At 67.3% G+C, this 13,670-nt stretch carries 11 protein-coding genes; 6 read left to right on the forward strand and 5 right to left on the reverse strand.

All coding sequences use genetic code 11. The features are described from left to right. Positions 1–29 precede the first annotated feature (29 nt). Together OK015_RS06000 and OK015_RS06005 are read right to left on the reverse strand one after the other, a co-directional pair. Entirely contained in the window at positions 30–794 is a 765-nt protein-coding gene (locus OK015_RS06000; protein ID WP_268129971.1) for an SDR family oxidoreductase, read from the reverse strand. A 207-nt stretch (positions 795–1,001) separates the two neighbouring features. Then, a complete protein-coding gene (locus OK015_RS06005) occupies positions 1,002–3,230 on the reverse strand; it encodes an FUSC family protein (RefSeq protein ID WP_268132479.1) in 2,229 nt (742 codons plus the stop codon). Between the two features lie 162 nt (positions 3,231–3,392). Here OK015_RS06005 and galT point away from each other — a divergent pair, with 162 nt between their 5' ends. Further along, entirely contained in the window at positions 3,393–4,475 is a 1,083-nt protein-coding gene (gene galT, locus OK015_RS06010) for a galactose-1-phosphate uridylyltransferase (RefSeq protein ID WP_326498519.1), read from the forward strand. Beyond that, complete coding sequence (locus OK015_RS06015; RefSeq protein ID WP_268129973.1) at positions 4,472–5,563, forward strand: galactokinase; 1,092 nt, start codon at positions 4,472–4,474, stop codon at positions 5,561–5,563. Before galT ends, OK015_RS06015 begins: the two co-directional genes overlap by 4 nt. A 3-nt stretch (positions 5,564–5,566) precedes the next feature. On the opposite strand, the gene OK015_RS06020 is transcribed toward OK015_RS06015, so the two are convergent. The 3 genes from OK015_RS06020 to OK015_RS06030 all read right to left on the reverse strand — a co-directional run bounded on the left by OK015_RS06020 (position 5,567) and on the right by OK015_RS06030 (position 9,436). After that, the gene (locus tag OK015_RS06020) at positions 5,567–6,052 is read right to left on the reverse strand and encodes a hypothetical protein (protein WP_268129974.1); all 486 of its coding nucleotides are present in this window, start codon (positions 6,050–6,052) and stop codon (positions 5,567–5,569) included. Between the two features lie 120 nt (positions 6,053–6,172). Then, on the reverse strand, positions 6,173–6,928 hold the full coding sequence (locus tag OK015_RS06025) for a hypothetical protein (protein WP_268129975.1): 756 nt from the start codon (positions 6,926–6,928) through the stop codon (positions 6,173–6,175). Between the two features lie 132 nt (positions 6,929–7,060). Continuing rightward, positions 7,061–9,436, reverse strand: coding sequence for a lysylphosphatidylglycerol synthetase family protein (locus OK015_RS06030; protein ID WP_268129976.1), 2,376 nt, complete (start codon positions 9,434–9,436; stop codon positions 7,061–7,063). Between the two features lie 217 nt (positions 9,437–9,653). Here OK015_RS06030 and OK015_RS06035 point away from each other — a divergent pair, with 217 nt between their 5' ends. The 4 genes from OK015_RS06035 (at position 9,654) to OK015_RS06050 (ending at position 13,550) form a co-directional block, all read left to right on the forward strand. Then, positions 9,654–10,601, forward strand: a complete 948-nt coding sequence (locus OK015_RS06035; RefSeq protein ID WP_268129977.1) for a class I SAM-dependent methyltransferase — start codon at positions 9,654–9,656, stop codon at positions 10,599–10,601. Positions 10,602–10,767: 166 nt separating this feature from the next. Continuing rightward, positions 10,768–12,198, forward strand: coding sequence for a CehA/McbA family metallohydrolase (locus OK015_RS06040; protein ID WP_268129979.1), 1,431 nt, complete (start codon positions 10,768–10,770; stop codon positions 12,196–12,198). A 60-nt stretch (positions 12,199–12,258) separates the two neighbouring features. Next, positions 12,259–12,774, forward strand: a complete 516-nt coding sequence (locus OK015_RS06045) for a nitroreductase family protein (RefSeq protein ID WP_268129981.1) — start codon at positions 12,259–12,261, stop codon at positions 12,772–12,774. 8 nt (positions 12,775–12,782) lie between these two features. Further along, complete coding sequence (locus OK015_RS06050; protein WP_268129982.1) at positions 12,783–13,550, forward strand: class I SAM-dependent methyltransferase; 768 nt, start codon at positions 12,783–12,785, stop codon at positions 13,548–13,550. The last annotated feature ends 120 nt before the right edge of the window (positions 13,551–13,670 follow it).

Raw genomic sequence — 13,670 nt, forward strand, 5'->3', positions numbered from 1 at the left:
TGGGCATACACATCAGACCAAGATGTCGGCTATTTGCCGTGCGGGTCGCTGGCATTGAGCGCCGCGATCACCTGGTCGTAATCACCGCGGGCCTCGCCGTAGCGCAGGAACTTGACGCGCTCCACCTGGATCTCGTTGCCTTCGGGATCGTTCTCCAAGAGCTGCATGACCTCGTCGAGAAATTCGTCCAGCGGCATCGCGGCCTCGTTCTGGCTTTGTCCGGGCATCAATTCGGTTTGCACGGACGGCGGGACAAGTTCTTTGACCTGCACCGTGGAGTCGGCCAGTTGCAGCCGCAGCGACTCGCTGAGCATGTGAATGGCGGCTTTAGAGGCGTTGTAGCTGGGGGTGACCCGCAGCGGCGCGAAGCCCAGGCCCGACGAGACGGTGATGATGGTTGCTGCCGGCTGCTTTTGCAGGTGCTCGACGAACGCCGCGATCAGGCGGATGGGGCCGAGCACGTTGGTGATGATCGTCGATTCGGCGGACTCGAGAAACGTGTCGGGGTGATGCCAGTCCTCGATTTTCATGATGCCCGCCATCGTGATGACGACGTTGAGGTCGGGGTGACGCCCGATCACCTCATCGGCCGCCGAGCGCACACTGTCGGCGTCGGCGGTATCGATCTGCACCGTGTCGAAACCGGGATGTTCCGCGGCGATCTGCTCGAGCAACTCGGTCCGCCGGCCCCCGACGATGACGGTGTTGCCCTTGGCCTGCAGCCGCAGTGCCAGTGCCAAACCGATGCCGCTGGTCGAGCCGGGAATGAAGATTGTGTTGCCGGAGATGTTCATGCGCTCCCCTTTCCTGGTGTAGGTAGAGCTTGCCAATTCGGCGGGCGCTGCGCGAGTCCTCGGCAAACTCAGGATCGGAATTTTCCTGGCCGCTTTGGTTCGGGCGGCACGCCGGGTTCGGCTCGTTGACCCGCACCTGGCGGGGCCGGGTGCGGGATCGTTTGGTCGTCAACGCCGAAGCGCACCGCGCAATGGAGTCGGTGATGCCTAGCTCGCGTTCGAGCTGGACACCGCGGGGGTCTCGTGCGCGCCGAGGTTGGTCGCCGCGGTGATAACGGCCCGTTCGATCTGGCGAAGCGCGTGCACCGCGGTGAGGAATCGTCGGGTGTCGGGACGCGGTGCGTCCGCGTTGTCCTGATGGCGAGCCAGGGCCTCGGCGGCGTCGAGCGCGTCGGTCGTGGAGTTGACCGTCGCCGCGGCCGCCCCGCCGACGAGCGCGACCAGTGCGTCGATGTTGCGCCGCGTCTGGTCGGTGGCGGCGGTGAAGGCATCAACGAGCTCTTGTGATCCGACGGGGTCCTGGTAGCGCTCGCTGCTGCGTGCCAGGCTTCGTCCGTAACGATCGCAGGCCGTGAAGATGTTCAGGCCACGCCGAATGCTCCGACGCCCGGCAAGACCGGCCACGCCCGCCAGGAGCGGCTTGGCGGTAATCCGGAATTGCTGCAGCTTTCGGTCGAGCTCGCGTGCTTGCTCGGTCGGGCTGACGGGCTCGTCCTCGCCGAACATCGTCGCGGTGGAGGTCTCGATCAGTGCGGTCAACGCCGTCAGGAAGGCGAGGGTGTCCTCGCGGATCGTGGTTCTGGTGTTCGTCGGCAACACCAGGATCGCGACGGTCACCCCGATCACGGCGCCGATCGCGGTCTCCTCGATGCGCAACATCAGTACGCCGAAAGAGAATTCGCCGAGCAAGCCGTAAAGCAGCGCCAGCATGGTGGTGATCCAGAAGGTCATCAGGCTATACGTGACGGTCATGAAATAGAAGGCGCAGAACAGGCAGACGAAGACCGCCGCCAGCGAAGCGGTCTTGTCGCCGGCGAACAGCGTGGCCGCCAGCATGCCCGACGGCACACCCAGCATGGTGCCGAGCAGCCGCTGCCAGCCCTTGGTCAGGGTTTCGCCCCACGAGTTTGTGCCGGCGAAGATGACGAATGCCGCGATCACCGCCCAGAACCAACGGGAGGGCGACACCAACTCGCCGGTGACGATGGCCAATGACGCGGCGATCGTCACCTGAATGGCCTGCCGCGTGGTCTGCGACAGCCCGCTGCCCGCTTTCTCGGCACCGGCGTCGTCTTCTTCCGGAAGAGCGTCGGATTCCGGCGGCTTCGTGGTGCCGGTGTCTTCCACCGCGCCGCTGGTGGCCCGCTCGACGATGGCGCGGATTTCGGCAGTTGCGTTGGCGGCGTTGATGATTGCCAGCGCAAGGCGGCGTACCGCGGCTTCACCGGGGTCGTCGTCGGCGGTGGGCCGCGGCTGCTCGTCGAGAACCCGCTGGGCGTGATCCGCGGCCAGCTGCAGGCCACCGGGCGCCGGTATACGGATCGCCCGCGCGAGTTCGGTGAGCGCCCCGACCAGTTCGAGGCGCGTGCCGACCGGGATGGCGGCGGGATCTTCCGTGATGACGGTTGCCACCGTGCGTCCGGCGTTGGCGACCCATTCGATGGCGAGTTCGGCGTCGAACAACCACGGAGCCAGTTGCTGGCTGGTCACGCCGGGCCACAGGATGGCGGGATGGGCCTTGTCCTCGATCTGGCTCTGCACCATCAGGGCGGTTTCGTTGAGCCGAATAGTGCGGGCCCGCATGTGACGTCGTTGCCGTTCGTCGAGCCGGCCGGTACGAACCGCCTCGGCCGTGGTGCCGACCAGGATGGCCATCCGAGCGCGCAGCGCCCGAATCGTGGCGCGCAGCACACGTTCTGGCCGATCGGGCAGTACGTAGGTGCTCATCACGAACGTGCAGACCGTCCCCACCACGACAGCGCCGATCATCCACGGCAACTCCGAAATAGCCGCTCGCAGATACAAAGTGAAGAAATAGGCCATGAACGCGACCATGCCGAGTGCCCGGCCCCGGGGCCCGAAGCGGCGGACGTAGACCGCGACGAAGACGACCACTACGAAGACGGCGTCGGCCGCAACCGCGTGCGGCGCGAGCAGCGCGGCCGCGGTGATGGACAAGGCGGCGGGTACGGGCAGCAGCGCCATCGTGATTCGCTGCTGGCGCGGGTCCGGCTCGTTGACGGATCGGGCCGCGATCATCGTGATGACGACGCCCAGCAACGCGACGGTCAGGGGTTGCCCCGTCGCCCGGGTCAGCACGAAAAGCATCGCCAGCGAGCACGCCAGCGCCGCCGTCGTTCGCGTTGCCGTCCGCAGTCGCAGCAATCCAGGATCGGAGCCGATCCACCAATTTCGGGCGCGCTCGTAGAGCACCATCGCCGATTCGCGAAGACCGCCCGACGGGGGAAAATCCACACCGTCCGGCCGGGCATCTGCAACGCCACGCTCAGGCGCGCCGTCCTGACCCGACACCCGCACCGCCTCTCTTCTGCTCTTGCTACGGACAGCACCCCGCGCACCACGCTAGTCTTCGTGGTCGTGACTGCGCCGACGCGGGCGAAGCTGGCCGACGGCCGTGACCTCTTGTTCTTCACGTTGCCCGGGCACCGGCCGGCGCCGGTCACCGATCGCAGGCCCCTGCCGGAGTTCGTGCCGAACCAGTCGCAGCTGCGGTTCGACCGGTCGACCGGACAGTGGGTGATCGTCGCCGCACTGCGCCAGGACCGCACCTACAAGCCGCCCGCCGACCAGTGCCCGCTGTGTCCGGGGCCGAGCGGACTGACCAGTGAGGTGCCCGCGCCGGACTACGACGTCGTCGTTTTCGAGAACCGGTTCCCGAGCCTCTCGGGCTCCGGCCAGCCGATGGGTGCGCCCGCCGGTGACGAATTTGTCTTGGCAGCAGGACATGGCCGGACCGAGGTGATCTGTTTTTCCAGCGACCACACCGGGTCGTTCGCGGAGTTGGCACCGGTTCATGCCCGGCTGGTTGTCGAGGCGTGGCGGCACCGTACCGCCGACCTGATGGCCGCACCGGGCATCGAGCAGGTGTTCTGCTTCGAAAACCGCGGCGAGGAAATCGGGGTGACGCTGGCCCATCCGCATGGTCAGATCTACGGCTACCCCTACCTGACACCGCGGACGGCAGCCATGCTGGGTCAGGCCCGCGAACACCGAATGCGGTACGGCGGCAACCTCTTTGCTGACTTGCTGGCGCGCGAGGTCGCCGACGGCAGTCGCGTCGTCGCGCGCACCGAGCTGTTCACGGCGTTCGTGCCGTTCGCGGCCCGCTGGCCGGTCGAGGTGCACATCTACCCGAACAGATTCGTGCACAATCTCATCGAACTAACCGACGACGAAATCGACGCGTTCGCGCGGGTATACCTAGACGTGTTGGGTCGGTTCGATCGGATGTATTCCACTCCGCTGCCCTATATTTCGGCGCTGCACCAGTTCGCCGACACCGCGGCTCAGGCAGATGGCTACTTTCACGTCGAATTGATGTCGATCCGGCGCAGCGCCACCAAGCTCAAGTATTTGGCGGCTTCCGAATCGGCGATGGACGCGTTCATCAGCGACGTCACGCCCGAAAGTGTGGCCCAGCGGCTGCGGGGGCTCGCGTGACGATCCGGTACGCCGCGCCGGGGCGGATCAACCTGATCGGCGAGCACACCGACTACAACCTCGGGTTCGCGCTGCCGATCGCCCTCCCGCAGCGCACGGTCGTGACCTTCACCCCCGACCGCGGCGACGCGATTACCGTCAGCAGTGACCGCGCGGCCGGCGCAGTGCGCATTCCGCTCGGCACCGCTCCCGGTGACCTGCACGGCTGGGCCGGTTACGTCGCCGGGGTGATGTGGGCGCTGCGCCAAGCGGGTCACCGGGTGCCGGGCGGCGCGATGTCGGTCACCAGCGATGTGGAGATGGGGTCGGGCTTGTCTTCCTCCGCCGCGTTGGAATGCGCGGCGCTGGGCGCGATCACCGCAGTCGCCGGGGTCCACATCGACCGCAAAGAACAGGCGCGGCTGGCCCAGCGCGCCGAAAACGAATATGTCGGTGCCCCAACGGGTTTACTAGACCAACTGTCCGCACTTTTCGGGCAGCCGTCGACCGCGATGCTGATCGACTTCCGCGATGTGACTGTCGAGCCGGTGGCCTTCGACCCGGACGCGTGCGGCGTCGCGCTGCTCCTGATCGACTCCCGGGCGCGGCATCGGCATGCCGGCGGCGAGTATGCGGCCCGGCGTGCGTCGTGCGAGCGGGCGGCGGCCCAGCTTGAAGTGTCGTCACTGCGCGAGGTTCAAGACCGCGGGCCCGCGGCGTTGGCCGCAGTTACCGATCCGATCGACCTCCGTCGGGCCCGGCATGTACTGACCGAAAACCGACGCGTTATGGATTTCGTTGCTGCGCTGCATGATTCGGACCTCGGCGCGGCCGGTCAGATCATGACCGCCTCGCACGCGTCGATGCGCGACGATTTCGAAATCACTACCGAGCACATCGACCGGATCGCCGACACCGCGGTCCGCGCGGGTGCCCTGGGCGCGCGGATGACCGGCGGCGGGTTCGGGGGCTGTGTGATCGCCCTGTCACCCACCGACCGGGCGGAGGTGGTCGGCGAGGCAGTGCGACGAGCAGTCTCTGATGCCGGGTTCGGCGAGCCGGTGATCACCCGCACGCGTGCCGGCGCGGGCGCGGGGCCGGCCGGGTGATGGCTACTCGGCCGGGGTCAGCCGAACCGCGCCGAGGTGCATCCGGTCGACCGCCTCGCCGAACTCGTCCAGAGTCGGGATCCGCTGGTCACGGAATTTCAACCCGAGCATGGTTCGCGCGCGCCGCAGTCCGTAGGAATCGACGCATCGCTTGTAGAGATCGGAAACGATTGCGCGGTCCCGGAGGAGCTCGCCGCGCATCGCGGTCGTCTTGCCGTCGTAGACGACCTGGGCCGGCGCACCGCCGCGGAAGTTCTGTTTCCACGCAGCACCGGTAAGCGCGTAGAGATCGCCGTCGATCACATGCGCGCTCACCGGAACTTTGAACGACCGCCCCGTCTTTCGCCCGGTGAAGCTCAGTACCATCAGCCGCTTGCCCGCGGGGCCGGCCAGCGGGGTGCGCAGCAGCAGGCCCAGCACCGGGTTGACGAGTTTGAGCAGGGCCGAGGGCGGGTGCCCGGCATCGATCGCGTACGACTGTTCTGCCATGCACACACCGTAAGACCAATCGCTACAGCGAGGCGAGGATTCGTTCTACGAGGCTGCCTCGGCACGAATGTGCGGCTGGCCGCACACTCGTCGGGATTCGGGTGCGTGGTTTCAGGCCGGCTAGGTTGAGCAGCCTGGTCCGCGCAAGATCGGCGCGAGCTGGGCCAGCGGAATGTGTGGCGCGACGGAGCCGGGCGAAATCCCGCCCGGGCCGCGTTCTGCCGGCAGGTACAGCACGAGGTCATCACCGTCCAACGCCCAGGCCTGATAGTTGTCGGCCAAAGCGCCCTCGGCGTGGTCGGGTTCGAACTGCTCAACCTGGAACGGCGTCCCGCTCAGCGCCTGCTGCACAAAGGGATGCGCGATGGGCGGGATCGCCGTCAGCGGGTCCACCCCGGGGCAGAGCAGATCGGCGAGTTGCAGCTGACGTTTCGCGTCGAAGGTGAAGGTGGTGATCGCGGCGCTGGGGTGGGGCATGCTGCTGAAATACCAATCCGACTGGAATACCACCGTTTTCGTGCCCGGCGTATGCGTGAAAACTTGCGAGGTGAGGTTGGCGTTTCCCGCCCCGTTGGTGTCTGTTTCGCCGTAGTCGGTGAAGAATTTCCGGACGAATGATGTCAGGACCGGGCCGTCCGGCGGGTTGTCGACGAGGTCGACAGGGTACGCGGCGGTCACCTCGAGGTGCGCACCATTGACGTCTTTGCTCAATTTGCACTGTGCGGCTTTGGCGTCCCACACCCCGTGCACGTCGTTGCAGAGGCGACTGGGAACCGGGGTCGGGCGGACCGCTGGAGTGCCCGGGCCGGGGTGCGAGGTGTGGCATCCACATGCGACCAGCACCGTGGCTACCGCGATGGCCAGGCGGCTTGACATCGCCCTACCTTAAAGGCGCGATCGGGCGGCTCGTCGTGCTGTCAGGGGTAATCGTCGTCTGGCCGGCGCCTGGGCTGGCCACGCGGAATGAGATGAGCCGACATCGCCGGGCAAAGTTGCTGGTCGGGTCGGCTAAACCATGTCGTTGTCGGCCAGCCAGCGCATCACCGGCCAGCCGATGAAGACCGGCAGCCAGCAGGTGAGCACCCGGTACAGCAGCACCGACGGCACTCCGACGGCGGCGGGCACGGCGAAGGCGGCCAGCCCACCGATCAACGCCGCCTCGACGGCACCCACCCCACCCGGTGTCGGCGCGGCCGAGGCCAGGGTGCCGCCGACCATCGTCACCACGGTGCAGGTAACGAACGTCGCGCCGCCGCCGAAGGCCTGGACGCTGCACCAGAGTGCCAGCGCTGCACCGAGAGTCGTTCCGGCGCAACCGAGTACGATCAGCACGAGTCGCTTGGGCTCACGGACGAGCTCGATCAGGTCCTTGGCCACCTCCTGCAGCCGCGGGCGCACCGCGGTCGCCAGCCAGCTCCGGAGTATGGGCACGAACAGAAACGTCCCCACAATGCCGAGGGTCACGCCGGCGATCAGGTAGAGCACCGTGGCATCCGGCACGAAATGCGAGAGGTCCATCGAAGCGCCCGCCACGGTGCTGAACAAAATCAGCAATACCAGGTGCATGATCACCTGCACCGATTGTTGCAGCGCCACCGCCGCGGTGGCCCGCATGACGGACAGACCGCTCTTCTGCAGAATCCGGGTGCTCAGTGCCAGCCCGCCAACTCCCGCCGGGGTGGTGGTGGCGGCAAAGGTGTTGGCTACCTGGGCTATCGATAGCTTCCAGAAGTTCACCGTCCCGTCGGTGCAGGCCCACAATGCCGCAGCAGCGCCCACATACGTCGCGGCCGAAACAAAGATGCCCAGTAGCGCCCACCACCAGTTCGCCGTTCGGAGTTCGGAAAAGAACGTCGGCACGGTGCTGATGAAGGGGTACGCGACATAGACCAGCGCGCCGAGCAAGACGAGCTGAACGACCTGGCTGCGGGTGAAGCGGGTGATGGTCTGCTTCTGTATCTCATCCGCACCGGTTTGCGACTTGACTTCGGCCCGGGCGGCGGAGATGACGTCGGCCGCGTCGCCCACCGACTGTCGGACTCGTTTGGGCACAGCGGATTTGGTGAGCCGACGGGAGGCGGTCAAGATGCTGTCTTTGCCGAACGTGTCGATCGCCGCCCGCACCGCGGACTTCGCGTCGTAGAGCGCCGACGTCGTCACCAACAGCTGGGCCAGATCCGATTGGAGTTGGATGTCGGTGGCGCCGTACTCGGCGTTGCCGAAGCCGCCGAAGAGCACCGTGCCGTCGTCGACCGTGATCTCGTTGCAGCGCAGGTCGCCGTGTGAGATCTGATAGTCGTGCAGCTTTCGCAGTGATTCCCACACCCGCGCGACCGGCGTCGTCTTTGTGCATTCGTCGAGCGGGATTCCCCGGACGGGCCGGTGCGCGTACAGCGTCCATCCCCGATCCAGAGCCGCGAAGGCGATCGTCGACGTGTTCGCGACGCCGGCCTCACCGATGGCGATGGCCATCAGCGCGCGATGCTCGACGGCGCGACGCATCGAGGCCTGCAGGGGTGCGGTCTCGGCGTCGCGCAGCCGCAGCTTGCGCCAGAGCTCGCGCAGCGCGCCGCCGCTGCGTTGGTGCGGGCCGTACAACTCGATCGCCGCCGTCGACGCGGGATCCCCGGAATCGGTCGACAGCACAAGCGGACCGGGTCCGGCGGGCCGGATCACCATCAGCCGCGACACGACGAATCCCCGTTTGGCCATCGCCCGGACCGCGCCCACCAGCGGCACCTCCAGCGCTGGAGTGCCGACGGCCAGCACCACCACCGCGCCGACGAACCAGCCCACCGCCAGCCCTACCAAAGACCGGGCGGGGACGATGGCGCTGATGACGAGGTGAATCGGCACGAAGGCGAGTAGCAGCGTCCACCACCAGTGCCGCCAACGCGCGGGTAGCCAGGGACCCGACACGGTCAGCACCGCGGCCAGCATGGCGATCCAGCGGGGATCGTCGAGGACCTGGGCCGGCAGCGTGCTCAGCCGGTCCGAGACATCGAAGTGCCATCGGGGGGCGGCGATACGGTTACTGCTGATCGACAACGGCAGTGCCGCGAGAATCGCGGCAGCCCCGTAGGCGCCCAACAGTTTCCATTGCCGAGCGACGATCAGGCCGATCAGGATCATGAACGGCAACGCCAGAATCGCGAATCCGTACAGCAGGTAAACCACATCGGATTGCGTGGGTGACAAGACCCCGACAATTTCGGAGACCGATTTCTCCAGCCGGATCCAGCGCGGGCGGGTGATCAGCGAACCGGTGATCACCGAAGCGAGAAAGGCGGTAGCCAGGATCAGCCGCAGAATGTCATTGGTCCGCCGGTTCACCGGTTGCAGCAAGCTGCCCGAAACGCTGATGTCGCGCCCGTCAACTCGCATGGCCATGATCCTTCGAGATCCCTGGGACCGGGGGTCGCGCTGTTAGCGGCCCGCCGACAACTTAACCGGATACCTCCGGGCAAGCGTGCATGAACCTGGTGGACAGCTTGTTCACCTGCGGGTAAACGGTAGCCGGGAGGCCCCAACGGACACAGCCCGCGGACAGCTTGCTCACGTAGGGTCGCCCAAGGCATGTGTCAACCGGGAGGATGTGAGCGTGGCCAGAACCGATAACGACAGCTGGGAGATCACCGAGAGCGTGGGGGCGACGGCGCTGGGCGTCGCGGCATCCCGCGCGGCGGAGACCGAGAGCGACAATCCACTGATCCGTGACCCGTACGCGCGCGTCTTCCTCGACGCCGCCGGCGACGGAGTGTGGAACTGGTACTCAGCCCCGCAGCTGCCCGCCGAGCTCCTCGAGGCCGAACCCAATCTGGCGCAGCAGATGCAGGCGATGGTCGGCTACATGGCTTCCCGGACCGCTTTTTTCGACGCGTTTTTTCTGGATGCGACGACGGCGGGCATCTCCCAGGCGGTGATCCTGGCGGCGGGCCTGGACGCGCGGTCGTGGCGGTTGCCGTGGCCGGACGGAACGACGGTCTACGAACTCGACCAGCCCAGGGTGCTGGATTTCAAAGCCTCGACGTTGGCCGAACACGGGGCAGAACCCGCCTGCAACCGGGTCGCCGTCCCGGTTGATCTGCGCCAGGATTGGCCGAAGTCGTTGCAGGAGGCCGGTTTTGACGCTTCGGCACCGAGTGTCTGGTCGGCCGAGGGGCTGATGCCGTATCTGCCGGCCGCGGCCCAGGAGCTGCTGTTCGAGCGCATCCAGGGGCTCACTGTCACCGGCAGCCGGATCGGCGTGGAGGCGCTGGGGCCGCAGTTTTTGGACCCCGAGGCACGGGCGCGCCGGCGGGAACGGATGGATCGCGTCCGCGCGGCGTTCGCGAAAGCGGACCTGCAACGCGACGTGCCCAGCACCGACGAACTGTGGTACTTCGAAGAGCGCGAGGACGTGGGCGAGTGGTTCGGTCGCCACGGCTGGGATGTGACGGTGACCCCGTCGCTGGAACTGATGGCCGGGTATGGCCGCAGGCCGTCCGAAGAGGTCGAGAATGACGTCCCCGGGAACCTGTTCGTGGCCGCGCAGCGCTCGGCAAGGTAGCGGACCGCCGCCGAATCTCATCGGCGTAGCTGCGAACTCATCAGCCCTACAGCGGGTGTTCGTGTCGATGTAACGGCTGGTTAGACCTTGATGGCGAATGCTGTGGGCGAAACCGACGCCGTCAATTGGGGTGGGTCGGAGTGGCGACACGCCGACAGGAGAAGCCATGAGCATTGCCAAGGTCGCGCCCGGCGCCATCACCGCGGGCAAACCGATCGAGATAGCGTTTTCGGGACGATTTGGTTTTGGTATCTACCGCTGGGCTTACCTGCCGTTCGACGTGCCGCCCGGCGTGCAACAAATTCGGGTGGCCACCTCCCACGACTTCGGTGTGGGTGGCCCGGCACGAAATGTGTTGGATCTAGGGATGTTTGGGCCGGCCGGCTACGACATGGGTAATGCGGCCGGGTTCAAGGGCTGGTCCGGCGGCGCCCGCGACGGCTTTGTGATCTCCAGTGCCTATGCCACGCCCGGTTACCTGGCCGGCCCCATCGAGCCGGGCGTATGGGCGGTGGCGCTGGGCCCCGTGGTCCTCAGTCCGTGGGGGATGGCATGGCAGGTGCGGGTCACGCTGGACAGCGACCAGCCCGCCACGCCACCCGCGCCGCCGGTCGCGCCGGACGGTTTGCCGACGGCGTTCATACCCGCCTCGGTCGGTGGTGCGCGCTGGTACCGCGGCGACCTGCATCTGCATACGGAGCATTCCGACGGTGAGCGTGATCCCGCTGAGCTGGTGTCGGACGCGCACGCCGGCGGGCTCGACTTCATCGTTTCGACCGAGCACAACACCAACTCGGCCAACCGGGTTTGGCCCGCGTGCCGCACCGGATCGCTCCTGGTGATTCCGGGCGTGGAGGTCACCACCCGCCACGGTCATTGGCTCGCCGTCGGCCTGCCTCCGCGCGGCTGGGTCGACTGGCGATACGGGCCGCGCGACGGGGTGTTTCCCCGCTTCGCTGCCGAGGTTCGCCAAGACGGTGGCTTGGTGGTCGCTGCCCACCCCGCCGCGCCGGTGCCGGGCTCGGCGTGGGAATTCGGTTTCACCGACGTGGACGCGCTGGAGGTGTGGAATGGCCGGTGGAACGTCGATGATGAAGTAGCCCTTCGTATTTGGCAACGACTACTGCGGCAGGGCCGGCGCGTCGCCGCGGTCGGCGGCAGCGACTCCCACGCCAAACGCCAGCTGGTCGGCGCGCCGCAGACGGCCGTGCACGCGGCCGAGTTGTCGGTCCCCGCGATCGTCGACGGCCTGCGCCGCGGCCGCTCGTACATCGTCGGTTCACGCGAGGTCGCGTGCGAACTGACCGCGTCCCGCGCGAGCGGCGGCGACGTGGCCGGCCCCGGCCAGCAGCTGCGGGTACCGCCCGGCGCCGCGGCGACGGTCACCGCGGTCATCAGCGGAGCGCCCGGTGCCAGTGCCGCCCTGATCACCGCAACCGGCTGCATCGGCCGAGCGCCGGTAACCTCGGCACGGAGCAGGTTGCAATGGGAGTTCGACGCCACGTCGGCGCGCTTTGCCCGACTCGAGGTACGCGACGGGCGGCGCGGCCGGCTCGGCGCGATGGTCGCCTTGACGAATCCGGTGTGGCTAGCCTGAGAACGGGTAGAGCACACCAGCATTCGCGGTGTGGGCGCGCGCAGACGAGAGAGGAACGAGATGGAAACCTGGGACGCTATCTGCGCTCGGCGCAATGTTCGTCAATACCAGCCGCGACCGGTGCCGGAGGACGACCTGAATCGGATCGCCGAGGCCGGATGGCGGGCGCCGTCGGCGAAAAACCGCCAGCCGTGGGACTTCGTGATCGTCACCGATCCGGCTCAGCTGCAGGAGCTGTCCACGGTTTGGCGCGGCGCCGGTCATATCGCGTCGGCTCCGGCCGCGATCGTGTTGGTCGTGCCGGTTCCCCCGGACGAGCGCCGGCTGGTGACCGACAACTACGACGTCGGTCAGGCGACGATGGCGATGATGATCGCGGCCACCGACCTGGGTATCGGCACCGGCCATTCGTCGGTCGGTGACCAGGAGAAGGCGCGCGCGATCCTGGGCGTCCCGGACGACTACCTGGTGGCTTTCATGCTCGGCGTCGGATATCCGGCCGACCGTCCGATCACCCCGATCCGTAAGCCGGACCGGCGCCCGTTCGACGAGGTCGTCCACCGCGGACGCTGGTAGGTGACACGGTGGCGGACACGGGACTGACGCGCGAGCACCAAGGCGAATACGGATACGACGGGTCTTTCAACAGGGTTTCGCCCAGGGCGCAGGTCGGCGGCGTGGCCGGCATTTCTGCCGTCCTGTTCGCGGCCGCCGGTGTCGCCCTGGCCCGCGGCAACCGGCTGGCGGCGGCGCTCGGTGCGGCCTCGGCAGTCCAGGTGCTCGCGACGACCGCGTCCTACATCTACGCGACGAGACGGGGCAAGTTCGTGGCGTGGGAGCGGATCCTCGACGAGCTGGGGCTGCGGGGCGACGAAACCGTGCTCGATCTCGGATGCGGGCGCGGTGCGGTGTTGCTCGCCGCCGCGAAGCGGGTGCCGCGCGGCCGCGCGATCGGCGTCGATCTGTGGCGTGCCGACCAGACCGACAATTCGCAGCAGGCAACGTTGTCCAACGCGGACCTGGAAAGCGTCGCCGAGCTCATCGAGGTGCACACCGCGGACATGACCGCGCTGCCCTTGGCCGACGAGAGCGTGGACGCCATCGTCAGCAGTTTGGCCATCCACAACATTGGGACCCACGAGGGCCGGCGAAAGGCGCTGGACGAAGCGGTTCGAGTGCTGCGCCCGGGTGCTCGACTCGCGATCGCCGACCTCTGGGAAACGAATCGCCACGCCGCTCATTTGCGCCAACTGGGTTGGCACAACGTGCGGCGGCGCAACCTCGGCTGGCGCATGTGGTTCGGCGGTCCCTGGTTCGCCACCCGTTTGGTCACCGCGACGAAACCGGGCTGATGCCAGCGGCGGGTCAGGGCAGGATCGCGTCGTAGTCGACGAGCAGATGCCTTGGGCCGCGGAACACTCGGCTGATGGCGACACGGCGGTGGTAGCAACGCGAATCACGGTGTTCTCGAA

This window comes from Mycobacterium sp. Aquia_216 (assembly GCF_026723865.1).
In the GTDB taxonomy this organism is placed as follows: Bacteria; Actinomycetota; Actinomycetes; order Mycobacteriales; family Mycobacteriaceae; genus Mycobacterium.